The organism is Actinacidiphila acidipaludis (genome assembly GCF_019890725.1).
GTDB classification, from domain to species: domain Bacteria; phylum Actinomycetota; class Actinomycetes; order Streptomycetales; family Streptomycetaceae; genus Actinacidiphila; species Actinacidiphila acidipaludis.
Window position 1 is genome coordinate 330,429 of record NZ_JAINZZ010000001.1, and the last position, 24,184, is coordinate 354,612.

The 24,184-nt window shown below is 72.7% G+C and carries 20 protein-coding genes; 15 read left to right on the forward strand and 5 right to left on the reverse strand.

From position 1 onward, the window contains the following. Window positions 1-11 precede the first annotated feature (11 nt). The gene (locus tag K7862_RS37230; protein WP_262412466.1) at window positions 12-770 is read right to left on the reverse strand and encodes a helix-turn-helix transcriptional regulator; all 759 of its coding nucleotides are present in this window, start codon (window positions 768-770) and stop codon (window positions 12-14) included. 678 nt (window positions 771-1,448) lie between these two features. Here K7862_RS37230 and K7862_RS01545 point away from each other — a divergent pair. The 3 genes from K7862_RS01545 to K7862_RS01555 all read left to right on the forward strand — a co-directional run bounded on the left by K7862_RS01545 (window position 1,449) and on the right by K7862_RS01555 (window position 4,588). Next, entirely contained in the window at window positions 1,449-2,531 is a 1,083-nt protein-coding gene (locus K7862_RS01545; RefSeq protein WP_222959581.1) for an S-(hydroxymethyl)mycothiol dehydrogenase, read from the forward strand. Next, window positions 2,532-3,158, forward strand: a complete 627-nt coding sequence (locus K7862_RS01550; RefSeq protein ID WP_222959582.1) for an MBL fold metallo-hydrolase — start codon at window positions 2,532-2,534, stop codon at window positions 3,156-3,158. Between the two features lie 104 nt (window positions 3,159-3,262). Then, window positions 3,263-4,588 (forward strand): MFS transporter, encoded by a 1,326-nt coding sequence (locus K7862_RS01555; protein WP_222959583.1) that lies wholly within the window; start codon window positions 3,263-3,265, stop codon window positions 4,586-4,588. 69 nt (window positions 4,589-4,657) lie between these two features. Here the strand turns inward: K7862_RS01555 and K7862_RS01560 are convergent, their stop codons facing one another. The 3 genes from K7862_RS01560 to K7862_RS01570 form a co-directional block, all read right to left on the reverse strand. Then, window positions 4,658-5,977 carry an MFS transporter gene (locus tag K7862_RS01560; protein WP_262412519.1) on the reverse strand — a complete coding sequence of 440 codons (1,320 nt, stop codon included), beginning with the start codon at window positions 5,975-5,977 and terminating at the stop codon, window positions 4,658-4,660. A 260-nt stretch (window positions 5,978-6,237) separates the two neighbouring features. Then, window positions 6,238-7,221, reverse strand: a complete 984-nt coding sequence (locus K7862_RS01565) for a GlxA family transcriptional regulator (RefSeq protein WP_222959585.1) — start codon at window positions 7,219-7,221, stop codon at window positions 6,238-6,240. 118 nt (window positions 7,222-7,339) lie between these two features. Further along, window positions 7,340-7,723, reverse strand: a complete 384-nt coding sequence (locus K7862_RS01570; RefSeq protein WP_222959586.1) for a DoxX family protein — start codon at window positions 7,721-7,723, stop codon at window positions 7,340-7,342. Window positions 7,724-7,941: 218 nt separating this feature from the next. Between K7862_RS01570 and K7862_RS01575 the strand changes: the two genes are divergently transcribed. The 4 genes from K7862_RS01575 to K7862_RS01590 all read left to right on the forward strand — a co-directional run bounded on the left by K7862_RS01575 (window position 7,942) and on the right by K7862_RS01590 (window position 11,275). After that, a complete protein-coding gene (locus K7862_RS01575) occupies window positions 7,942-8,832 on the forward strand; it encodes a LysR family transcriptional regulator (RefSeq protein WP_222959587.1) in 891 nt (296 codons plus the stop codon). Window positions 8,833-8,919: 87 nt separating this feature from the next. Continuing rightward, the gene (locus K7862_RS01580) at window positions 8,920-9,627 is read left to right on the forward strand and encodes a class I SAM-dependent methyltransferase (protein ID WP_222959588.1); all 708 of its coding nucleotides are present in this window, start codon (window positions 8,920-8,922) and stop codon (window positions 9,625-9,627) included. A gap of 340 nt (window positions 9,628-9,967) precedes the next feature. Beyond that, window positions 9,968-10,174: a hypothetical protein gene (locus K7862_RS01585; RefSeq protein WP_222959589.1), complete on the forward strand. Its 207-nt coding sequence runs from the start codon at window positions 9,968-9,970 to the stop codon at window positions 10,172-10,174. A 129-nt stretch (window positions 10,175-10,303) separates the two neighbouring features. Further along, window positions 10,304-11,275, forward strand: coding sequence for a carbon-nitrogen hydrolase family protein (locus tag K7862_RS01590; RefSeq protein ID WP_222959590.1), 972 nt, complete (start codon window positions 10,304-10,306; stop codon window positions 11,273-11,275). Window positions 11,276-11,415: 140 nt separating this feature from the next. Here K7862_RS01590 and K7862_RS01595 read toward each other — a convergent pair whose 3' ends face one another. Next, window positions 11,416-14,139, reverse strand: coding sequence for a SpoIIE family protein phosphatase (locus tag K7862_RS01595; protein WP_222959591.1), 2,724 nt, complete (start codon window positions 14,137-14,139; stop codon window positions 11,416-11,418). Between the two features lie 458 nt (window positions 14,140-14,597). Here K7862_RS01595 and K7862_RS01600 point away from each other — a divergent pair, with 458 nt between their 5' ends. From K7862_RS01600 to K7862_RS01635, 8 genes are all read left to right on the forward strand, one after another. After that, complete coding sequence (locus tag K7862_RS01600) at window positions 14,598-15,629, forward strand: LacI family DNA-binding transcriptional regulator (RefSeq protein ID WP_222959592.1); 1,032 nt, start codon at window positions 14,598-14,600, stop codon at window positions 15,627-15,629. A gap of 65 nt (window positions 15,630-15,694) precedes the next feature. Beyond that, window positions 15,695-16,981: an extracellular solute-binding protein gene (locus K7862_RS01605; protein WP_222959593.1), complete on the forward strand. Its 1,287-nt coding sequence runs from the start codon at window positions 15,695-15,697 to the stop codon at window positions 16,979-16,981. Window positions 16,982-16,988: 7 nt separating this feature from the next. Beyond that, the gene (locus K7862_RS01610) at window positions 16,989-17,918 is read left to right on the forward strand and encodes a carbohydrate ABC transporter permease (RefSeq protein WP_222959594.1); all 930 of its coding nucleotides are present in this window, start codon (window positions 16,989-16,991) and stop codon (window positions 17,916-17,918) included. Between the two features lie 4 nt (window positions 17,919-17,922). Continuing rightward, on the forward strand, window positions 17,923-18,792 hold the full coding sequence (locus K7862_RS01615; RefSeq protein WP_222959595.1) for a carbohydrate ABC transporter permease: 870 nt from the start codon (window positions 17,923-17,925) through the stop codon (window positions 18,790-18,792). 8 nt (window positions 18,793-18,800) lie between these two features. Next, complete coding sequence (locus tag K7862_RS01620; protein ID WP_222959596.1) at window positions 18,801-19,880, forward strand: glycoside hydrolase family 130 protein; 1,080 nt, start codon at window positions 18,801-18,803, stop codon at window positions 19,878-19,880. Then, window positions 19,877-21,082: a Gfo/Idh/MocA family protein gene (locus tag K7862_RS38405; protein WP_222959597.1), complete on the forward strand. Its 1,206-nt coding sequence runs from the start codon at window positions 19,877-19,879 to the stop codon at window positions 21,080-21,082. The genes K7862_RS01620 and K7862_RS38405 overlap by 4 nt, the downstream gene beginning before the upstream one ends. Then, window positions 21,079-22,779 carry a glycoside hydrolase family 13 protein gene (locus K7862_RS01630; protein ID WP_222959598.1) on the forward strand — a complete coding sequence of 567 codons (1,701 nt, stop codon included), beginning with the start codon at window positions 21,079-21,081 and terminating at the stop codon, window positions 22,777-22,779. The genes K7862_RS38405 and K7862_RS01630 overlap by 4 nt, the downstream gene beginning before the upstream one ends. After that, complete coding sequence (locus K7862_RS01635) at window positions 22,772-24,130, forward strand: phosphomannomutase/phosphoglucomutase (protein WP_222959599.1); 1,359 nt, start codon at window positions 22,772-22,774, stop codon at window positions 24,128-24,130. The genes K7862_RS01630 and K7862_RS01635 overlap by 8 nt, the downstream gene beginning before the upstream one ends. Window positions 24,131-24,184 lie beyond the last annotated feature (54 nt).

Here is a 24,184-nt window from a genome sequence, read left to right on the forward strand (position 1 = left end):
GCCGTCTTTTCTCACCCCCGCACCCCCTGCGCCGCCGGGCCCGCCAGGAGGTTGAGGCCCGCGTCGGCGGCGATGGCGGCGGCGGCCGCGCGCGAGCTGACGCCGAGCTTGCGGTAGAGCCGGCTGGTGTGGAACTTGACGGTGTTCTCGCTGATGCCGAGTTCCGTCGCGATCTGGCGGTTGCGGCGTCCGGCGACGAGGAGCTGCAGCACCTCGGCCTCGCGGGCTCCGAGGTCCCACATCAGCGCGGCGGTGTCCGAGGTGTCCGGTGGGTCGAGCGGGATGCGGGCGTCGACCTCGGAGCCCCAGGTGTCGACGGCCCTCACCGCGAGGGACCCGCCCAGCGCGGAGGCGCGTGCCGTCAGCCGCCGCAGCGCCGGACGCCCCGGGTCGAGTGTGCCGGGCCCGTCGTCGCGCACCGAGACCAGCAGGTGGGTGCCGTCGCAGTTCCATTCGACCCGGACGCGGGTGACGTTCGCCTGTTCCCGCATCAGCAGGACCGTGCTGTGCACGATGGCCCGGGCGGCATGAGCGATCTCGCCCGGCAGCGGCCGCCCGTCGGAGGGCGGGTCGACGAGCTGGACCTGGATGCTGCCGTCGCGGCCGAGGGGACGCAGGTCCTCGCGAAGCCGCCCGAAGGCCACGGCGACCGGCTCCTCGGCCAGTGACGCCACGAGATCGTTGCCCGCCCGGAGCCGGACCAGCGCGGCGGCCGCCAGATCGGTGGCCAGGGTCCGGGCCCGCGCGTCGTCCAGGTCACGGCCGCGCAAGGGGCCAGCAGCGTTTCCAGGTCCGCCTCGTGCCGTGCGCTCATCTCGGCGGTGACCCGCAGTCTCTCGCTGGACGCGGCACGTGACTCGCGCAGATAGTCGGGGCGGGCCTCGACGACCTGCTGCCGGATCCTCGTCGCGGCCGTCGCCCACACCGCGCGGACGAATGCCCCGGCCCCCGGGACGCGCGGCTCACCGGGCTCGCAGAGCACGAGGATCGCCCCGGTCGGCGCGTCGTACACGCGGACGGCGTGTTCCGTCCCGGCGATGACGGCGGAGCAGGGCAGGCGTCCGGTCAGGACCTGGCGGCGGACCGCTTCGAGTTCCGCGATCGAGATGCGTTCGGTGACGGCCGGATCGCCGGCCTTCTTCTGCGGCCGGCCGGTGCAGTCCTCCGTGAACACCGCCAGCGCCCGGTGCGGAAGCGCCTCCCCGATCACCTCGTGCAGGCGTGCGGCGATCAGGTGCAAGGGCGCGGTCGCCACCGCGCCTACCCGTTCGGCCACGACAGCCGGGTCACCAGGGGGCAAAGAGGAAGGCATGCGCGGATGGTAGCCCGCACACCTACCCGAACGGGTGGGTGAGGTGCCCCGAACGGTGGGTGCGGCCCGCGCGGTGGAGGCAGGAGGATGAACAGGACACCGGTACACGTCCACCAGCACAAGGGAAAACGCACACATGACCCACGAAGTCCAGGGCGTCGTCGCACGCCACCGAGGCCGGCCCGTGTCCGTGGAGACGATCCTGGTGCCCGACCCGGGTCCGGGAGAAGCCCTGGTGAAGGTGCTGGCGTGCGGTGTGTGCCACACGGACCTGCACTACCGGGAAGGCGCCATCAACGACGAGTTCCCCTTCCTGCTCGGCCACGAGGCCGCCGGTGTCGTCGAGTCCGTCGGACCCGACGTCGAGGACGTCGAGCCCGGGGACTTCGTCATCCTCAACTGGCGCGCGGTGTGCGGACGGTGCCGTGCCTGCCGCCGGGGCCAGCCCTGGTACTGCTTCGACACCCACAACGCCACCCAGAAGATGCGGCTGGCGGACGGCACGCCGCTCAGCCCCGCCCTCGGCATCGGCGCCTTCGCGGAGAAGGCCCTGGTCGCCGCCGGGCAGTGCACCAAGGTGCCCAAGGTGCGGCCCGAGGCGGCGGGCCTCCTGGGCTGCGGGCTGATGGCGGGCCTGGGCGCCGCCCTCAACACGGCGCCGGTGAGCCGCGGCCAGAGCGTCGCGGTGATCGGCTGCGGCGGGGTCGGGAACGCCGCCATCGCCGGTGCCCGGCTGGCCGGCGCCGGACGCATCATCGCCGTCGACATCGACGACCGGAAGCTGGAGCTCGCCACCTCCTTCGGCGCCACGCACACACTCAACTCCCGTACCGGCGACCCCGTCGCGGGAATCCGCGCCCTGACGGACGGGTTCGGAGCCGATGTCGTGATCGACGCGGTCGGCCGTCCCGAGACCTACCGGCAGGCGTTCGACGCCCGCGACCTGGCCGGCGTCGTCGTGCTGGTGGGTGTGCCCGAGCCCGGCGTCACCATCGAGCTGCCGCTCCTGGACGTCTTCGGACGCGGCGGAGCCCTCAAGTCGTCCTGGTACGGAGACTGCCTGCCGTCCCGCGACTTCCCGATGCTCATCGACCTGTACCAGCAGGGGCGCCTCGACCTGGACGCGTTCGTCAGCGAGACCATCGCCCTGAACGAGGTGGAAGAGGCGTTCGCCAGGATGCAGTCGGGCGACGTCCTGCGTTCCGTGGTGGTGTTCTGAATGGGCGCCCGCATCGAACAGGTCGTGACCTCGGGGACCTTCAGTCTGGACGGCGGATCCTGGGACGTCGACAACAACGTCTGGATCGTCGGCGACGACGATGAGGTCCTCGTCGTCGACGCCGCCCATGACGCCGACGCGATCCGGTCGGCCGTCGGCGACCGGCGGCTGACCGCCGTGGTGTGCACGCACGCGCACAACGACCACATCAACGCGGCCGTTCCGCTGGCCGAGTCGACGGGCGCCTCGGTCTTCCTCCACCTCGACGACCGCTTCCTGTGGTCGCAGAGCCAGCCCGAGTTCCCCCTCGCCTACCTCGGCGACATGCGGCGGATCACCGTCGCCGGGACCGAGCTCCAGGTCCTCCACACTCCCGGTCACACCCCCGGCTCCATCAGCCTGTACGCACCGGAACTGGGGACGGTCTTCACCGGAGACACGCTCTTCGCGGGCGGACCGGGCGCGACGGGCCGGTCGTTCTCGGACTTCCCGACCATCATCCGCTCGGTCAGGGACCGCCTCCTCACGCTCCCCCCGGACACCACCGTGCTGACCGGCCACGGCGATTCCACCACCATCGCCGCCGAAGCCCCGCATCTCGAGGAGTGGATCGCCCGCGGGCACTGAGCGGCGCCGAGCGGGCCGGCCGGATCACGGGGTCCAAGTGGGCCAATGATCCGGCCGTCCACTGGGCCTGATCAGCGGCCCACCGGGCCCCTAGCGTGGCCGGTATGACGTATCGACCGCAGCGGGACCTGGGTCTCGCCCAGTTGGCCAACTCGGTGGGCGACGGAGCCTTCTACGTGTCCTCGGCGCTGTACTTCACGCACGTCGTCGGCCTGTCCCCCGCCCGGGTGGGGCTCGGGCTGACGCTGGCGTGGGCGGTCGGCTCGCTCGTCGGGGTACCGCTCGGGCGGCTGGCGGACCGGCGCGGGGCGCGCGGCACGTCCGTGCTGCTGGCACTGGCGACGTGCGCCGCGGTCGCCTCCTTCCTGGCGGCGCGGGGGTTCCCGCTCTTCGTCCTGTCGGCCTGCGCGTACGCCTCCGCGCAGGCCGGACTGGCGGCGGCCCGCCAGGCGCTGCTGGCCGGGCTGGTGCCGGCCGCCGAGCGGACGGGACTGCTGGCGCGGCTGCAGTCGACGCTCAACGCCGGGCTGGCCGTGGGCGCGGCTCTCGGCGGGCTCGCGCTGACCGACGGGACGGCGCCGGCGTACCGCGGCGTGCTGGCGCTGGACGCGCTCTGCTACCTGGCCTGCGCGCTGCTCCTGCGGGGGCTGCCGTCCGTGCCGGCGGTGAGCGCCCTCGGCGCCGTCGGCAGTGCGGGCGATGGCTCGTCGGCCGGCGGCGGGCGGTTCGCGGTGCTGCGCGACCGGCCGTACGCCCTGGTCGCGCTGCTCAACGCCGTCCTGCTGCTGCGGCTGCCCCTGCTCAGTCTCGCGTTGCCGCTGTGGATCACCGAGCGGACGGGAGCGCCGGCCTGGTCGGCGTCGGGGCTGTTCGTGCTCAACACGCTTGCGGTCACACTGTTCCAGGTGCGGACGGCCCGGACCGTCACAGGCGTGGGCAGCGCGCTGCGGCTGCTGCGACGGTCCGGGGCGGTGATGTTCGCCTCCTGCGCGGTGTTCGCGCTGTCCGCGGGGCGCGCGCCCTGGGTAGCGGTGGCGATCCTGGTCGCCGGGGAGGCGCTGCAGGTGGCGGCGGAGATGCAGCAGTCCGCGGGCGCCTGGCAGCTCTCGTTCGACCTCGCCCCGGCCGACCGTATCGGCGAGTACCAGGGGTTCTTCGGCACAGGCGTGACCATCGCCCGTACGGCCGGCCCGCTGGTGGTGACCTCGTTGCTGCTCGGCTGGGGGCTGCCGGGCTGGCTGCTGCTCGGCGCGCTGATGCCGGCCGCGGCCTGGGCGATGGGCCCGGCCGCACGCGCGGCTGAGCGGGCGGCGGGGTGCCGGCCGGGAGCGGACGCCGGGCGGGCGCCGCAGTCGGAACAGCCGGGAGCGGACGCCGGGCGGGCGCCTCGGGTGGAGGAGCCGGTGCCGGATCCAGCTCTCGCGGGCTGACGTCGCGCGGCCTGGCGCCGTCGTCGTGGCCGCTCCGCGCGGTTGGGAGCGCGGCACCGCCCGTCCCGTTCAGGGTCCCGAGGCCCCGGGCGCCTCGCTCACGACGGCCGGAGAGGGAACCGACGTCGCCTCGGGAAGAGCGGCGGCGTCGTCCTGCTCGCCGGCGATCCCGATGGTGCCGTCGGGGAAGCGCTGGACCGAGTGCACGCCGGGCAGCAGGTTCAGCAGCAGGCACGGGGTGCCGATGACGGCCGCGGCGGCCAGCAGCGTCGTGCGGGTCCCGAGGAACTGCGCGACCGGAGCGGCAGCGGCGTAACCCGCGGGCATGGCGATCAGCGAGATCGTCCAGTCCAGCGAGCTGACGCGGGCCAGTATCTCCTCGGGGAACAGCTGTTGCTGCGTGGTCGCCAGCACCTCGCCGACGAGAGCGGTCATGGTGAAGGCCACGGCCACGCCGAGAGCGACGACCACGAGGGGTGCGGGCGGAGCCAGCAGCGCCAGCGGGCCGATCCCGAGCATGGCGGCGGCGTTCGCGGTGACCAGGGGGCGCCGCGGCCGGTAGCGCAGTGCGGCCAGGCCGCCGACGATGGAGCCCACGGAGCCGGCGATCATGATCACGCTCCAGGCGGTGGCTCCACCGTGGCCGTCCTGCATCACGACCGGGCCCAGGACGAAGAAGAACGCGATCGCGAAGTTCCACACGCCCCAGCAGAGCAGGTTGGCCAGGTACCAGCGGCGCCGGGCGACCGCCAGCCAGCCGTCCCGCAGGTCCGCGAAGAAGCGCTGCCGTGCCGGCCGTTGCGCCGGCCTGAGCGGGTGCATGCGGGCGACCAGCGCGAAGCTCAGCGCAAAACTGAGGGAGTCGACGAGGATCGCGGCACCCGGACCAGTGACCGCCAGCAGCAGCGCCGCGAGGGCCGGACCGAGCACCTTGGTGGTGCTGTCGGTGAGGCCGAGCAGCGCGTTCGCCGGTTGCAGCTGCCCGGCGCCGACCACCTCCGGCAGGACGGCCCGGGAGGCCGGGGTGAAGAAGGCGAAGGCCATGCCGGCGACGGTGTAGGTGACGGCGAACTGCCAGACCGCCGCGTGATGCAGAAAGATCATCACCGCGAGCAGGCCGTAGCACAACGCCTGGACGGCATCGGTCACCATCAGCACGCGTTTGCGGGACAGCCGGTCCGCCCAGACCCCGCCCACCGGCAGCATCACCACCTGACCGACAGCCTGGCAGGTCAGCACGGTGCCCACGTCCAGGGCGCTGCCGCCCGAGCGCAGGATCGCGAAGACCATGGTCACCGGGATCAGGGCGTTGCCCAGGGCGGAGACGCTGCGCGCGGTCCACAGGAGTCGGTAGGGGCGTTCCCGCAGCGTGCTGAAGGATTTCGGCATGGGCACGGACGGACTGCCTTTCTGCGTCAGGCTCGGACCGGTGTTTCGGGCGTCGATTGCGGTGGGCGTTTCGGACGTCGCTTCCGGCAGGGCGTCCCGGACTGCGGTTCCCGGGCAGCACTTCCGGGATCGTTTCCGGGCGCGTTTCCGGGCACGTTTCCGGGCAGGGGACAGCGCCGTTCCGCGTGCGCGCCTCGGACTCGGAGAGCGGGCGGAGAGTTGGTCGGTGAAGGGGCGGGGCGAGGTGGGGGACGAGAGGGTCAGGCGGACATGCGGAACCGCCGCCGGTAGGCCGCGGGCGTCGTGCCGATCTGCTTGCGCAGCGCCCGGTGGAGCGTCTCCACCGAGCCGAGCCCGCATGCGGCGGCGACCTGGTCCAGGGGCTGGTCGGTGCTCTCCAGGAGCCTGCGGGCCGCCTCCACCCGCGCGGCCTCGACGTAGGCGGCCGGTGTGGTCCCGGTCTCCTGGCGGAAGACCCGCGCGAAGTGACGCTCACTCAGGCACATGCGTGCCGCGAGGGCGGCCGCCGACAGGTCGCCGTCCAGGTGGTCCACGATGAACATCCGCAGGTCGTCGATGTCGCGGCGGGCCGCGGGGGGCCGGCTCAGCGGAACCGAGACCTGGCTCTGCCCGCCCTGCCGTTTGACGTACAGCACCAGTTGCCGGGCCACCGTCAGGGCGACCTCCTCGCCCAGATCCTCGGCGACCAGCGCCAGCGCCAGATCCATGCCGGAGCCGATCCCGGCTCCGGTCCACACATGTCCGCAGCGCACGAAGATCGGGTCCGGGTCGACGGTGACCTCGGGATGATCGGCCGCCAGCTGCTCCGCGGCCGACCAGTGCGTGGTCGCCGTCCTGCCGTCGAGAAGCCCGGCGGCGGCCAGGACGTGCGCGCCCCCGCAGACCGACACGACCCGCCGGGCCAGGGGCGCGACCCGGGCGACCCAGGCCACCACGTCCCCGTCCACGCGGGCGACCTCACCTCCGGCGCCGGCCTCGACCACCCCGGGGATCAGCAGGGTGTCCAGCACACCGTCGACCTCGTCGAAGGACTGGTCGGCGACCAGCCGCAGCCCCGCCGACGTGGGCACCTCGCCGCGGGTCCGCCCCGCGAGCTCGACGCGGTAGCCCGCGGCGCCCCCGGTCTCCCGGTCGGCCAGGGCGAAGACCTCGGCCGGGCCGCTGACGTCGAGGAGGTCGACGCCGGGGAAGACCGCGATGACGACGCGGCGGGTGCTGGACATGAGTCCATCCTGACCGGCATGGCTCGGCGTCGGCAATGACGGGCTGCTGCCACATCCGGACACGCGGAGCCGCTCCGGCACCGCCCGAAGCCGCGTCATGCCCCACGAGTGGCCCTCGTCAACTACCCAAGGGCCAGGGGCCGAAGCGCCCGCACACGATGAAGAGGGCGAGCGCGAGGTAGACCGCGTTGAGCAGCACCAGACCGAACTGACCGAGGCGGCCGTGCGTGATCATCGCGCCGATCATCAGCGCGATCCAGCATGCCGCCGTGACCGGCACCATGACCGGTGCGATGCCGAGCACTCCGGGGACGATCAGGCCGATCGCGGCGAGGAGTTCGAGGATGCCGAGGGTTCTGACGAAGCCCTGTCCCACGTCCCGCGTCCACTCCCCGCCGTGCTGTGCGGCCAGCCTCGCCCGGGGGATGAAGGTCTTGCTGAGGCCGCCGGCCATGGCGACCGCGGTCAGCAGTCCGGCTGAGATCCACAGAGCGAGGTTCATGGACGGGCTCTCCGTTGTGCGAAGTGGTTCCGGTGCGAGGTACAGCAGTTTCAACGTGCGGGGGCGGCACGGCGCTGGGCCGGCACAGTGCGGGGCCGGCACAGTGCGGGGTGCGGCAGCGGCGGCGCACCGGCGAGGTGATCCCTTCCAGGATCGACGCAGGTCAGCGTCGGAACAAGGTAGGGTCCGTGGGTCTGTCCATAACGTGGGGGTTATGTATGGAGCTGCGCGAGATCGAGATCTTCCTGACGCTGGCCGAGGAACTGCACTTCGGCCGGACGGCGGAGCGGCTGCACGTGTCGCAGGCTCGCGTCAGCCAGGCGATCCGCCGGCAGGAACGCCGTCTCGGCGTCGCCCTGTTCGACCGGACCAGCCGGCGTGTGGCCCTGACTCCCGTGGGCCGGCGGCTGCGTGAGGACCTCCAGCAGGCTCTGGACCTCATGCACGCCGGGATCGCCCGGGCCCAGATGGCCGGGCCGGGCGCCGGACGCCCCCTGCGGCTGGGGGTCTTCGGCCACGCCGGCCACGAACTGCGGCCTCTCGTCGAGGCGTTCCGTACCCGCCACCCGGGCAGCGACATCCAGTTCGGCGAGATCAACGGTGCGGACGCGTTCGCGGCGCTGCGGGACGGGGAGCACGACGCACATGTGCTGTGGCTGCCGGTGGCGGAACCCGATCTGACGGTCGGGCCCACCGTGCTCACGGGAGGCCGCGTACTGGCCGTGGCCGAGGACCATCCGCTGGCCGCACGCGGTACGGCGTCACTGGAGGACCTCGCCGACAACCATGTCGTGGATCTCGGCCCGGAGGCCCCCGAGTACTGGGTCACCGCGATGGTCCCCAGCCGCACGCCGCTCGGTCGCCGCATACCGCGCGGTCCCGCCGCGCGAACCTTCCACGAGATCCTCTCCCTGGTCGCCGCCGGACGCTGCGTCCACCCGCTGGGAGAGATCGCCGCGCGCTACAACAAGCCCCCCGGCATCGTCTTCCTGCCCCTGCGGGACGCCCCCACCCTGGAGTGGGCTCTCACCTGGCGGACCACCGCCGACAGCCCCGCGATCCGCGCGCTGGCCCAGACCGCCGCCGACCTCGGCCCCATCGCCCTGTGACCCCGCCCGGCGCCACCCGACGAACAACCCTCGCGGTCCCGCCACGTGGTGCCCACGCGTACCGGCGGCGTCCGCAATGATGGGGCGGTGACTCCCTCCGCGGCGGCGGACGCTGCCGACCCCTGGAACACATACGGCCGGAGCCGCGCCTCCGACGACCGGGCGCGCGGAACCAGCGGCCGCCTTTTCTGGGACTGGTACCAGCGGATCGGTCCAGGAGCGGAGATCCTCGGCGATGTCGCCGGCAAAAACGTCGCGGACCTCGGCTGCGGTAACGGCCGCCAGGCCGCACACGTCGCCGAAGTCCTGGGCGCCGCCCGGGTCGTGGCGATCGACGCCTCCCCGGGCCAGATCGCCCGCGGCCGCGACCTCTACGGGCACGTGGGCGCCCTGCACTTCGTGCACGCCGACGCGTCCACGGCGCTGCAGGCCGCACCCGACTCGCTCGACGTCGCCTACTCGTATTTCGGGGCTCCCGACTTCACGGACCCCCGCGACCTGCTGCCCGTCGTAGCCAGGTCCCTGCACTCGGGTGGGATGTTCGTCATGGCCACCCTCGCCCACTACACGATCGGGCGCCCTGCGGAGACCGAGGTCCGGCCGGGCACCATCCGCGTGCGCCACGACAACGGCACCACCAGCAGCATGGACCGGTGGGTCCTGGACGCACTGGTGTGGGAGAGGCTGCTCGGCGAAGCGGGCTTCACCGGGCTGGCCCTCGACGTGCTCCGGGACCCCGGCTTCGACAAACGGCCGCCCATGGCCACCCTCCTGATCCGCGGGACCCGAGGCTGACGAGCCGAAAAACACGGTGCGCGCGTGGACGACTGCCGTACGATGACGATCTTCCTTCGCCTGAACTCCCCAGCCTTCGGCGAGCGAGGACGAATCTGCCGGGCACATCGTCTGCGCTGCAGCCACAGTGACGCGGATTCCGACGCGCTGCCACCCTCGACCGCCCTACCCGCAGAGGCATCCACCTGTGACCGCCCCGTCCCTCCCGGGCCACCTGTCCCCCCGCATCCTCGCGACGGCTGCGCTGGCATGCGCCACGTTCTTCGTGCTCGCAGGTTGCACGCCCGGCAACGACGCCGGCTCGCGCCCGGTAACCACCAGTCCCACGGTGTCCCCGTCGATGTCGTGCGCGGAAGTCAAGGCCGCCATCGACCGCCTGGACGCCAAGCTCTACGTGAAGCCACGGGATCTCACCCTGCTCAAAGAGGGCGACGCCCTCGCGCTCGACCACCCGGCCTGCTTCAACGCGGATTTGGTGGAAGGGGCCCGGAACCTCAAGAAGGACCTGGATAAGGGCATCGTGCCCGCACCACCGGTCACCCCCTGACCGCGCTGACGCCTACGCGGTAGCGTGACACCGTGCTTTGACGTCCGTACGCCGCCCGAGCTCCTCCGTGGCCACCGCCGCCCGCCGTCCGTTCGACCGCCGTGCGCCATGACCACGAAGGAGCCTGCCGTGCGCCCTCTGACCGTCGCCCTGCTGCAACTCGCCCCGCCCGGAAGCGCGTGGGAGGCGAACCTCGTCCTCGGCGAGGCCGCCTGTCGTCGTGCCCGCGCGATGGGCGCCGACATCGCGTTGTTCCCCGAGATGTGGAGCAACGGCTACGCCTGCACCGTCCCGGACGGTCTGCAGGGCGATCTGTACCGGCATCCGAGCCGGTGGGACGGTTCCACCCTGCCACCTGTGCCGGCCCCCGAAGCCGTCTGGCAGGGCAGGGCCGTCGACCGGGAATCGCCGTTCGTGGGCCACTTCCGCGCGCTGGCGGCCGAACTCGACATGGCGATCGCGCTCACCTACCTCGAGCGGTGGGACGGGCCACCGCGCAACAGCGTCTCGCTGATCGACCGGCGCGGCCGCATCGCTCTGCACCAGGCGAAGGTGCACACGTGCGCGTTCGGGCTGCCGGAAGCACTCCTCACGCCGGGAGAGTCCTTCACGGCGTGCGCGCTGGACACGGCGATCGGTGAGGTGACCGTCGGCGCGATGATCTGTTACGACCGGGAGTTCCCCGAAAGCGCTCGCGCGCTCATGCTCGCCGGCGCGGAACTCGTGCTGGTCCCGAACGCGTGCGACATGGAGATCAACCGGCTGACCCAACTGCGGGCGCGCGCCTACGAGAACATGACCGCGGTCGCGATGACCAACTACGCCGGTCCCGGCTTCGGGCACTCGATCGCCTTCGACGGAATCGCCTTCGCCGACGGACGCTCCCGCGACATGCTCGTCGTCGAGGCCGGCGAACCAGCGGGCGTCTACCCGGCGGTGTTCGACCTGGACGCCCTCCGCGACTACCGTCGGCGGGAAACCTGGGGCAACGCCTTCCGCCGGCCGGCCGCTTACCGGCCCCTGACGGAGGAGGCTGTGCGGGACCCGTTCCTCCGCGTCGACCCCGCGGGCCACCCGCCCCGCCCTCGCCCGGCCCCCTGAGCGGTTGGCCCATCTCGGCACCGGCGGATCCTGCCGGCCGTTGGGGCCGCCGGAGCCGAACGTGCTGTCGGGCCCCTCGGCCTGGTTGCCCGGAAGCGCAGGATCGCGTACCGCGCCGACGGCCTCCGACTCGGGCCTCCCTACCCCGAGCCCTCCGCTCCCTTCGGGATGGCCTGCGCGGACCATATGGTCTTGCCCCGCGGCGAGTAGCGCGTGCCCCACCGTTCGGCGAAGCTGGCGACGAGGTAGAGGCCCCGGCCGCCCTCCTCCGTGGCCCCGGCCCGGCGGATGTGCGGGGAGGTGCTGCTCCCGTCGGATATCTCGCAGACGAGGTCGCGGTCGCGCAGCAGCCGCACATGGATGGGTTCGGCGCCGTAACGGATCGCGTTGGTGAGCAGTTCGCTGAGGATCAGCTCGGTGGCGAAGGAGAGTTCGGCCAGCCCCCACCGTTCCAGCTGCCGGCTGCACGCCTCCCGCAGCGGCGCGACGGCCGCCGGGTCCTGAGGGACGTCCCATTCCGCGACCCGGTCCGGGGCGAGCCGGTGGGTGGCCGCCACCAGCAGGGCGACGTCGTCGCTCGGGCGGGTGGGCAGCAGCGCCTCGGTCGCGGCGGTGCAGGTGTCCTCGGGAGTGCGGGCGGGCCCGGACAGGGCCGCGCCGAGCAGATCCAGGCTGCGGTCCATGTCGCGGTGCCGGTCCTCGACGAGCCCGTCGGTGTACAGGACGAGGCGGGAGCCCTCCGGCAGCGTGACCGCCGCGGTCTCCACGGGAAGGCCCGCGCCGAGCCCCAGGGGTGGTGCGACCGGTGGGCGCAGGAACGTCACCGTTCCGTCGGGGTCGACCACGGCGGGCGGCAGGTGCCCGGCCGTGGCGGCGGTCGCCGTGCCGGAGACGGAGTCGTAGACGACGTACAGGCAGGTCGCCCCGGTGATCGGCTGGCCGCGGTCCGGCGCCTCGTCCTGCAGATCGGTCCGTTCGACCCACTCGTCGAGATGCCCGAGCAGCTCGTCCGGCGGGAGGTCGAGCGCGGAGAAGTTGTGCACGGCGGTGCGCAGCCGGCCCATGGTGGCCGCGGCGTGCAGCCCGTGGCCGACGACGTCGCCGACCACCAGGGCGACGCGGGCGCCCGGCAGGGGGATCACGTCGAAGAAGTCGCCTCCCACTCCGGCCTGAGCGGGCAGGTAGCGGTACGCGACGTCCACGGCGTCCTGCCGGGGTACTCCGCGGGGCAGCAGGTTGCGCTGCAGCGTCACCGCCATAGAGTGATCACGGGTGTAGCGGCGTGCGTTGTCGATGCACAGGGCCGCGTGCGCGGCGATCTCCTCGGCCACCGAGACGTCGTCGTGCTCGAAGGCGGCCTGCCGGCCGGCGCGCCAGAAGATCGCCACCCCCAGGGTGACCCCGCGGGCTCGCAGTGGCACGCTGGCCATCGAGCGCAGTCCGTACGCCAGGATCTTCTCCGCCCGGTCCGGGTCCTGGGTGCGCCATCCGGTCTCGGTGCCGAGATCGCGCACGAGCAGGGCACGGCCGCTGGCCAGGCTCCGGGCCGCCGGTGTCGCGGGCTGGTACGCGAAGGTGTCGCCGACCGCGTGGACCGGCGCCTCCCGGCCGCCGTCGGCCGCGACCCGGTGCACCCAGGTGCTGCCCGGCTCCGGCTCGTCCCCGGCCATCACCCCGTCGACCAGGTCGACGGTGACGAGGTCGGCGAAGTTCCGCGCGCCCAGGGCGGCCAGTTCCTCGGCGGACCGCCGCACGTCGAGGGTCGTGCCGATCGCCAGGCTCGCCTCGTGCACCAGCCTGAGGCGTCCACGGGCCCGGTCGACGATGCCGGACAGGGAGCTCAGTTCGGTGGAGTCCCGGAGGGTGGCCACACTGCCGGGCGGTCCGCCGTCGCGATCGGTCGGGCGCAGGTTCAGCACCAGCACCCGGTCCCCGGCGGCGAACACCCGGTCGCTGACGGGGTCGCCCGCGGCCAGCACCGCCGTGAGCGGGTCGCCGAGCCCCGCTTCGGTGACCGGCCGGCCCTCCGCGTCGGCGGGCAGGCCGAGCAGTCGCCGCGCCTCGTCGTTGACCAGCAGGAGCCGCTTGTCCTCGCCGACGATGACGACCCCCTCGCGGACCGCGTGCAGGACGGCGTCGTGGTGCTTGTACATCCGCGCCATCTCGTAGGGACCGAGGTTGTGGGTCTGGCGGCGGAGCCGGCGGGTGACGAGCGCGGTGCCTCCGGTGGACAGGCCCAGGGCGAGCACACCGCCCGCCGCCAGGTACGGGATCTGCCGGTTGGTGACGCCGCTGATCTTCTTCACGGTGATGCCGGCGGACGACAGCCCCACCACCTTGTGCCCGCTGTTCTCGATCGGCACGACGGCCTGCACCAGCCGGCCGATGGTGCCGTTGACCGTCTCGGTGATGGCGTGCCCGTGCAGCGGCGGCCCGGTGTTGCCCACGAACACCTTGCCGATCCTGTCGGGCCTGGGATGGGTGAAGCGGATGCCGTGCACGTCGGTGATCACGATGAAGTCGACGCCGGCCGCCTTGCGGGCGGCCTCCGTCTGCGGCTGGAGCACGGCGGTCGGATTCGGTGCGTGCAGGGCGGCCACCACGCCCGGGGCGTGCGCGAACGTCTCGGCGACGGCGAGGGACCGGTTGCGGGCCTCCGAGGTGCTGTCGTGGCGCGACTGGGCCACCTGTTCCACCAGGGCGACCGCGACGAGCAGCAGCACGATCACCACTTGGAGCACGAAGACCTGGCCGGCGAGGCTGTGCAGGCCCAGCGCGGCCCGCAGACGGCGCTCGGGGGCTTTCTGCGTGCCTTCGTCCTGGGCCGCGCCCGCGGAGGGGGGACGGCCCACATTGCGGGCCATGCGGTCATATGTACTCGAAATATGCCCCCGAGGCCAGTGTGACGGAGAGGCGCCGCCCGGGCACCCTGCGGCAGCCCGCGAGGCGTCCGCGAGGCCGGCCGTCCGGGGCGGGAGTCCGTCGAGGAACCCTCCAGGACGGTGTTCACCAACTCGACACGTGGGCGCCGGACTTACCGGCCGGAAGCCAGGAGGCCGCCACCGCATGCGAACGGGCGGCACACCAACCCGCCTGCGGCCAGGGCCACTTCACGGCCGAGACGGACACCGCCCGATCCACGCCACAGGCCGGGCCGGGCGCCGCACCGCGGCCCGGCGCTCAGCCCTGTGACGGGCCTCACAGCTCGATGAGGCTTGTCAAACATTGGGTTAAACCGATTTAGTGACGCCGTTACCGGAATCTGAACCGGTTTAACGCGGTGTCGGCCGCCGCTGGGACACGGCCGGCAGGGAGGGAACGGATGATGCGGCGACCCACGATTGCCGACGTGGCGAAGCTCGCCGGTGTGTCACGGAGTGCCGTGTCGTTCGCTCTGAACGACCGTCCGGGACTCGCCAAGGAGACCAAGGCGCGCATCCTGGCCGCGGCCGAGGAGCTGGGCTGGCAGCCCAGCCGTCCGGCCCGGGCCCTGTCGCTCGGCAGAGCCGGCGCGCTCGGCCTCGTCGTGACCCGCGAACCGGACCTCCTGGGCGTCGACCCGTTCTACCCGGCGTTCCTGGCGGGCATCGAGACGGTGCTGGCCGAGCAGGGTGACGGACTGGTCCTCCACGTCAGCTCGCCGGAGCGGGAGCGGTCCCTGTACGAGCGGCTCGCCGCCGACCGCAGGGTCGACGGCGTCCTGCTCACCGACCTCAGGATCGACGATCCGCGACCGGCGCTCACCGCGTCGCTCGGCCTGCCGACCGTGGTCGTGGGCCGGCCGGAGTGGAGCGGGGGCCACTGCGCCGTCGAACTCGACGACGAGCCGGCCTACGTCGAGGCCGTCCGGGCGCTGGCGAAGGCCGGTCACCGCCGGATCGCGCACGTCGAGGGACCGCCGGAGTTCCGGCACGCGCAACGACGCCGCCAGGCGTGGGAGCGGGCGCTGGCCGAACTGGGCCTGCCGCCGGGGCCCTTGCGTCCCGGCGGCTTCACCGCCGAGGGCGGGGCCCGGGCCACCCGGGAACTGCTCGCCCTCGCGGAGCCGCCCACCGCCATCGTCTACGGCAACGACCTGTCGGCCACCGCCGGACTCGCCGCCGCACAGCAGCTGGGCGTGTCCGTGCCCGACCAGCTGTCCGTCGTCGGCTACGACGACACCCCCCTCGCCCAGTTCGTGCATCCCCCGCTGGCCTCGGCCCGCGCGGACGCGCAGGGCTGGGGTGCGGCGGCCGCCCGGGCGCTGCTGACCGTGATCGAGCACGGCAGCGCGCCCGACGTCCGGCTGCCGCCCGCGGCGTTCGTGCCGCGGGCGTCCGTCGGACCCGTGGCGGCCGGTTCGCCGGGGCACTGACCCCCGACCCGACGCGGGGGACGACGTCCGGCAACGAGGCCGGACGTGCACCTTTCGGAGAGAACATGCTGAGGAGAACAGCGTCCGCGCTGGCCGTGCTCGCTCTTGCGGGCACGGCGGCGGGATGCGCGCGATCAGGCCCGGATCCGGCCACCGCGGACCACTCCCGCGGGCCCATCACGGTCTGGCTGTCCAACAACGCCCAGGAGGCGCAGTGGGGACACCAGATGGTCGCGGACTGGAACAAGCTGCATCCCGATCAGCACGTCAGGGCGCAGAACATCCCCGCGGGCAAGACGTCCGAGGAGGCGATCAGCGCCTCGATCATCGCCGGTACCAGCGCGTGTCTGGTGTTCAACACCTCTCCCGCCGCCGTACCGCAGTTCCAGAAGCAGGCCGGGCTGGTCCCGCTCGACGACTTCCCGGACGGCGCGTCGTACATCGAGGCGCGCAGCGGCGGACTGGCCGCGCAGTACCGCTCCGAGGACGGCAAGTACTACCAGCTGCCCTGGAAGAGCAATCCGGTGATGATCCTCTACAACAAGAAGCTCTTCAAGAAGGCCGGACTCGACCCCGAGCACCCGCGGCTGGCGACCTACAGTGAGTTCCTGGACACGTCCCGGAAGCTGGTGCGCAGCGGGGCGGCCGACGCCGCGATATGGCCGGCGCCGAGCAACGAGTTCTTCCAGTCCTGGTTCGACTTCTATCCGGCCTTCGCCGCGGAGAGCGGCGGCACTCCCCTGATCAAGGACGGGAAGCCGCAGTTCGACTCCCCAGCCGGGCGCAAGGTCGCCGACTTCTGGCGGACCTTCTACCAGGAGAAGCTCGCGCCGCAGGAGGCGTACCCGGGTGACGCGCTGGCCGACGGCAAGGCGGCCATGGCGACGGTCGGCCCGTGGGCCATCGCCGCGTACAAGGACAAGATCGACTGGGGCGTGGCGCCGGTGCCCACCTCGGACGGCCGTCCGGCCTCCCAGGTGCACACCTTCAGCGACCAGAAGTCCATCGGCATGTTCAGCGCCTGCAAGAACCGCGCCACGGCCTGGGACGTGATGAAGTTCGCGACGTCCCAGCAGCAGGACGGCGCCTTCCTCACGGCCACCGGTCAGATGCCGGTCCGGGAACATCTCGCGCAGCAGTTCGCGGGCTGGTTCGCGAAGAACCCCGCCTACAGGCCGTTCGCCGACCAGGCGGAGCGCGAGGTGGAAGTGCCGAACGTGGCCGGCTCGATCGACATCTGGCAGGCCTTCCGTGACGCGTGGACCCGCTCGGTCGTCTTCGGCCGGCAGTCCCCCGCATCGGCCCTGCACGACGCGGCGGCCAAGACCAGCAAGATTCTCGGGGAGTACTGAGGCAGCCATGACCCTGACCCGCACCCTCCCCCAGGCTCCGGCGGCCCGCGTCCCGGCCCCCGCCCGGCGGCGTCGCCGCTCCGGGATCGGCGCCCTGTTCGTGACGCCGTACATGCTCTACACACTGGCCGTCTTCGCGATACCGCTCGGCTACACGCTGTGGATCTCCTTCCACCGCTTCTACTTCACCGCGCCGGGGGCCCACGCCCCGAGCCCGTGGGTGGGCCTCAGCAACTACCGGGACGTGCTGACCGATCCGGTGGTGGGCAAGTCCTTCCTCAACATCGCGATCTTCCTGGTCATCAACGTCCCGCTGACCGTGGGGCTGTCACTGGTCCTGGCCACGGCGCTCAACGCGAAACTGCCGTTCCGGTCCTTCTTCCGTGCCGCCTTCTACCTGCCGTACATCACGGCCAGCGTGGCGCTGGTCGCCGTGTGGCAGTTCCTCTTCGGCTCCGACGGCCTGGTCAACCACGCGCTCGGCGGTCTGGCCCCCGACCCGTCGTGGCTGGTCAACACCCACCTCGCGATGCCGTCGATCGCACTGTTCGTGACCTGGAAGCAGCTCGGCTTCTTCGTGATGCTCTACCTCGGGGCGCTGCAGAACGTCGGCAACGACCTCTACGAGGCCGCGTCGGTCGACGGAGCCGGCGCCGTCCGCAAGTTCTGGTCGATCACGGTGCCGGGCGTCCGGCCGGCGACCACGCTCGTCGCGGTGTACGCGATCGTCACGGGCGCGAACCTGTTCAGCGAGCCCTACCTGCTGACCGGTGGCGGCGGCCCCGACAACTCGTCCACCTCGCCGGTGCTGCTCATGTACCAGAAGGGCATCGAGCAGGGTCACCCGGATTTCGCGGCGGCGCTGGGCGTCGTCCTCATCGTCCTGGTGCTCGCCGTCACCCTGATCACCCGCAAGCTCACCGAGAGGGGCGACTGACGCCATGAGCTCCAACGTCCCCGCCGCATCCGGCCCCCGTGAGCGCGGTGCCCGCTCGGTGCGCGTGATCCGGCTTCTGGTCCTGCTGGCCGGCGCCCTCGCCTTTCTTTTCCCCTTCTACTACATGGTCGTCGGGTCGCTGCGGAAGGTCACCGAGGGCAATCTGTCCTCCGCCGCGCCGGGCGACGTCACCGGCGGCAACTACTCGGCGATCAACGGCGCCATCTCCCTCGGCCGCTCGCTGGTCAACTCCGGCGTGGTCACCATCGGCGTGCTGCTGTGCACCCTGGTCTTCGGTGTCCTGGCCGGGTACGCCCTGGCGCGGCTGGAGTTCCGCGGCCGGGGTGGCGTGTTCGGCGTGCTGCTGCTCGTGCAGACCATCCCCTTCCAGCTGCTGACCCTGCCGCTGTACGTGCTGGTCGTGCGTGACTACGGGCTCGGCGACAGCTACGCCGGCATGATCCTGCCCTTCGCGATCAACTCGACCGCGGTCTTCCTCTTCCGGCAGTTCTTCCTCCAGATGCCCGCCTCGCTGTTCGAGGCGGCACGGATCGACGGGGCCAGTGAACTGCGCATCCTGTGGCAGATCGCCATCCCGATGGCGCGCCCGGCGCTGCTCACCGGCACCCTGCTGACCTTCATCGGCCCGTGGAACGAGTTCCTGTGGCCCTTCCTCGTCACGAAGGACGCGAGCAAGCAGCCGCTGGCCGTCTCCCTCGCGGGCTTCCTCAGCAACCTCCAGGGCACCGTGTCGAACCCGACCGGTGCGGTGATGGCCGGCGCGTGCGTGCTGGCCGCCCCCGCCGTCGTGCTCTTCCTGCTCTTCCAGCGTCACTTCACCCAGACCCACATCGATTCCGGAATCAAAGGCTGATCAGCACCATGAGCAACACGGATCCGCACCTCCACATCCCGTTCCGGCTGGTCCGCAAGGGCGTCGTGATGTCGCCCCGGCCGGGCGAGCCCAACGAGGTGGAGGGCGTCCTCAACCCCGCCGCCGGCCGCACCCCGGACGGCACGCTCCACCTGCTGCCCCGGCTGGTGGCCGAGGGCAACGTCTCCCGGGTCGGAATCGCGGAGGTCGTCCTCACCGACGGTGTGCCGACGGGCGTCGAGCGCCGCGGCACGGTCCTGGAACCGGACGCCGGCTGGGAGCGGGGCACCAACAACGCGGGCGTGGAGGACCCCCGGGTCACCTGGATTCCGAGCCTCGGCCGCTATGTGATGTCCTACGTCGCCTTCGGGCCGCTCGGGCCGAAGCCAGCGCTGGCCGTGTCGGAGAACCTCACGGACTGGACGCGGCTGGGCCCCGTGCAGTTCGCCTACCAGCCCGACCTGGACACCGACCTGAACCTCTTCCCCAACAAGGACGTCGTCCACTTCCCCGAGCCGGTGCCGGGCCCGGACGGCGAACCCGCGTACGCCATGCTGCACCGGCCCATGTGGGATCTCGGCTGGTTCCGCCCGGGCGAGGGCGTCCACCTGCCGGCGGGCGTCACCGACGAGCGCCCCGGCATCTGGATCTCGTACGTGCCGGTGGCCGAGGTCGAGGCGGACATCCGGGCCCTGGCCCGGCCGCGCGACCACCGGCTCGTGGCGCTGTCCGCGCACCCCTGGGAGGCCCTGAAGATCGGCGCCGGTCCCGCCCCGATCCGGGTCGACGAGGGCTGGCTCCTCATCCACCACGGCGTCTCCGGGGTCATGGACGACGATCCGTTCTCCCCCAACCAGCGGGTCTCCTACGCCGCCGGCGCGATGATCCTCGACCCCGCCGACCCCGCGCGGGTCCTCGCCCGCTCCGCCGAGCCGCTGATGGCCCCGGAGACCGAGCAGGAGCGCTCGGGCACGGTGCCGAACGTGGTGTTCCCCACGGCGATCGAGGAGATCGACGGCACCGTGTTCGTCTTCTACGGCATGGCCGACGCGCACATCGGCGTCGCCGTCCTGGAGCGCACCGCGTGAACCCCGGACACCTCGGGGTCGGGCTGGTCGGCTGCGGAGCGTTCGGGGCGTACGTCCTGGACGCCGTGGCCGACCTGCCCGGTCTGCGGATCACCGCGGTGGCCGACGCGGACACCGGCCGGGCCGAGTCCCTGGCCGCCCGGCACGGCGCCGCGGCGGGCGACGGGCTCGATGCCCTGCTCGCCCACCAGGACGTGGACGTCGTCGCCCTGGCCACCCCGCCGCACACCCACGCCGAGCTCACGATCCGGGCTCTGCGCGCCGGACGCCACGTCTTCTGCGAGAAGCCCCTCGCCATGACCGCCGCCGACGCCGCCCGCGTGGGCGAGGAGGCCGCGGCGTCGGGCCGGGTGCTGGTCGTCGACCACGTGCTGCGCTACAACCCGCTGCTGCGCGCCGTCCAGCGGCTGACGGCCGAGGGGCTGCTGGAACGTCCGCGCCGCTTCCTGTTCGAGAACGACGCCGCCGACCAGGATCTGGGGCCCGGCCACTGGTTCTGGGACCCCGCGCGCAGCGGCGGGATCTTCGTGGAGCACGGCGTGCACTTCTTCGACGCCGCCCGCGCTCTTCTGGGCAGCGTCCCGGAGTCGGTGCAGGCCACCGCCGTCAGCAGGCCCGGCGGCCCGGTCGACATGGTGGTCGCGGAGGCGGTGCACCCCGGCGGCGCGCTCGCCACCCACCTGCACTCCTTCACCCACGCCCACCGCGCGGAGCGCCAGTTGATGAGGCTGGACCACGGCTTCGCGCAGTCGCTGATCACCGGCTGGATCCCCACCCGCGGAACCATCACCGCCTGGACGGACGACGACGGCGCTGCCCGCTGGGAGCGCCTGCCCTCCCGGACGGGCGAGCTCCTGCACGTCCCCGGGTTCCTGCCGAGCGGCCGCGAGCAGATCACCGTCCACGTGGACCGCCACGCGGGCGGCACCGCTCCGGCCGCGGGACGCGGAGTGTCCCGCGTGGTGCCGCACCACGTGGAGGTGACCGTCGATCTCGGCGGCGAGGCGGCCAAGGCCGCGGTCTACCGGCAGAGCGTGCGGGCCGCCTTCGCCGACCTCCTGCGGTGCGCGACCGGCGGCGGCACGCCCGTCGCCGACGCGTATGCGGGGCTGACGGCCGTCGCGGTCGCCGAGGCCGCGACCCGGGCCGCCGAGGCGGGCGCGGTCCGGCAGGTGGTCCTCCCGGCGGGGAGCGCGCGATGAGCTGGTGGCGCGACGCGGTCTGCTACGAGATCCACCCCCGGTCGTTCGCCGACTCGGACGGGGACGGCATCGGCGATCTGCGCGGGGCCGCCGCACACCTGCCGTACGTGCGGCGTCTGGGCGCGGACGCCGTGTGGGTCACGCCCTTCTACCCGTCGCCGCTGGCCGACGGCGGCTACGACATCGCCGATCACACCGCGGTCGCCCCGGACCTGGGGACCCTCGGGGACTTCGACGCGTTCACCGGCCGGGCCCACGCCCTGGGCCTGAAGGTGATCATCGACCTGGTGCCCAACCACACCTCGGACGCCCACCCCTGGTTCCGCGCGGCGGTCGCCGCCGGGCCGGGCCCCGGCCGGGACCGGGACCGGTACGTCTTCCGTCCCGGCCACGGCGAGGACGGCGAACTGCCGCCCAACGACTGGCAGTCGGCCTTCGGAGGCCCCGCCTGGACACGGCTGTCCGACGGCGACTGGTACCTCCATCTGCACGCCCCGGAACAGCCCGACCTCAACTGGCGCCACCCCGAGGTGGTCGCGGACTTCGCGGCCACCCTGCGGTTCTGGCTCGACCACGGCGTCGACGGATTCCGGATCGACGTCGCCCACGCCCTGTTCAAGGCCGAGGGCCTCCCCGACGCCGGTCCCGGCCAGCACCAGGACCCGGCACGCAACCACCTGATGCCGTACTACGACCAGGAGGAACTGCACCCGCTCTACCAGAGCTGGCGCGACCTCCTCGACCGGCACCCCCCGGTGGCCGGGGCCGTGGCCCCGCGCGACCGCGCGCTGGTCGCGGAGTCCGCGGTGTTCGACCCGGACCGCCTGGCCCGGTACGTGCGGCCGGACGAGATGCAGCAGGCGTTCAACTTCGCCTTCCTGGAGGCGCCGTGGGACGCCGCGGCGCTGCGTGCCGTCGTCGACGCGTCGCTGGCCGCCACCGCGTCCGTCGGCGCGCCCGTCACCTGGGTGCTGTCGAGTCATGACGCGGTACGCCCGGTCACGCGCTACGGATCCCCGGCGCGCGCCCGCTCGGCGGCGCTGCTGATGCTCGCCCTGCCCGGCGCCGCCTACCTGTACCAGGGCGAGGAGCTGGGGCTCCCCCAGGCCTGGGTGCCGGACGACCGGATCCGCGACCCGCTCTGGACCCGCTCCGGTCGCCGGGACCGGGGACGCGACGGCGCCCGGGTGCCGATTCCCTGGTCGGGATCGTGTCCGCCCTACGGCTTCTCGACGGCCGCGCCCGACCGTACCTGGCTGCCGCAGCCCGAGGACTGGAGCCGGCTCACCGCCGAGGCACAGGAGGCGGACCCGCACTCCACGCTCGGCCTCTACCGGGAGGCACTGCGGCTGCGCCGGGAGCACCCGGTGGCCGCGCACGGCACGCTGCGGTGGCTCTCGCCCGCGGGCGCGCCGTACCTCGCCTTCGAGCGGGGCGGCCTGGCGTGCGTGGTCAACCTCGGAACGCGGCCGCTACCGCTGGCAGAGGCGGGCGTGCGAGGGCGCATCGTGCTGACGAGCGAGCCGTCGGACACCGGGCGGACGCCGCACACCCCGGAGGTGGTCGCACCCGACTCGGCGGTGTGGCTGATCGCCGCGAACGAGAATGCCGAGAACGACCAGAACGCCGCCAGCGCCGAGAACACCGCGGCGATCGGCAAGGTCGAGGACAGGGAAGGAAACGGCTCCCATGGCTGAGCTGTCGCAGATCGTGAAGGCCTACGACGTACGGGGCGTGGTCCCCGACCAGTGGGGCGAGCACGAGGCGGAGCTCTTCGGCGCCGCCTTCGTCACGGTCACGGGCGCGCCCGCGATCGTCCTCGGCCACGACATGCGTGCCTCGTCGCCCGCACTCGCCGCGGCCTTCGCCCGTGGTGCCACCGCCCGCGGGGCGGACGTCACCCTCGTGGGGCTGTGCTCCACCGACGGTCTCTACTACGCGTCGGGCGCTCTGGGCCTGCCCGGCGCCATGTTCACCGCCTCGCACAACCCGGCGCGCTACAACGGCATCAAGATGTGCCGGGCCGGCGCCGCCCCGATCGGCCTCACGACCGGTCTGGCCGACATCGCGGAACTGGCCGGTGCGTGGGCGGCGACCGGAGCACCCGCGCCCGTGCCGAACCCGGGAAGCGTCACCGAACGGGACCTGCTCAGCGGGTACGCCGAGCACCTGCTGTCCCTGGCCGGGCCGGTCGCACGCCCGCTGAAGGTGGTGGTCGACGCCGGCAACGGCATGGGCGGCCACACCGTGCCGGCCGTCTTCGCGGCACTGCCGGTCGACCTGGTGCCCATGTACTTCGACCTGGACGGCACCTTCCCCAACCACGAGGCGAACCCGCTGGATCCGAAGAACATCGTCGACCTGCGGGCACGGGTGCGGGCCGAAGGCGCGGACCTGGGCCTGGCGTTCGACGGGGACGCGGACCGGTGCTTCGTCGTGGACGAGAAGGGCGACCCGGTGCCGCCGTCGGCCGTCACCGCGCTGATCGCCGCGCGAGAGCTGGCCCGCAACGGGGGCCACGGAACGGTGATCCACAACCTGATCAGCTCCCGGGCCGTTCCGGAAACGATCGTGGAGAACGGCGGGACACCCGTCCGCTCACGGGTGGGCCACTCCTTCATCAAGCAGCTGATGGCGGAGACCGGTGCGATCTTCGGCGGCGAGCACTCGGCGCACTACTACTTCCGCGACTTCTGGAACGCGGACACGGGCATGCTCGCCGCCCTCCACGTCCTGGCCGCCCTCAGCGCCCAGCAGGCGCCGCTGTCCGAACTGGTCGCCGGCTACATCCGGTACAGCGCCTCGGGAGAGATCAACTCGACCGTCGAGGACCCGGCAGCCCGCCTCGACCGGATCCGCTCCGCCTACGCGGACCGTTCCGGCGTCGCCCTCGACGACCTGGACGGTCTGACCGTGACGACGCAGGACTGGTGGTTCAACGTCCGCCCCTCGAACACCGAGCCGCTGCTGCGCCTGAACGTGGAGGCCGCGGACCGGGCCACGATGACGCGGATCCGCGACGAGGTCCTCGCGCTCGTCCGCGACTGACCGCACTCCGCGGCCCGGGACCCCTGACCTCCGGGCCGCGGGATCGCCCGCCCT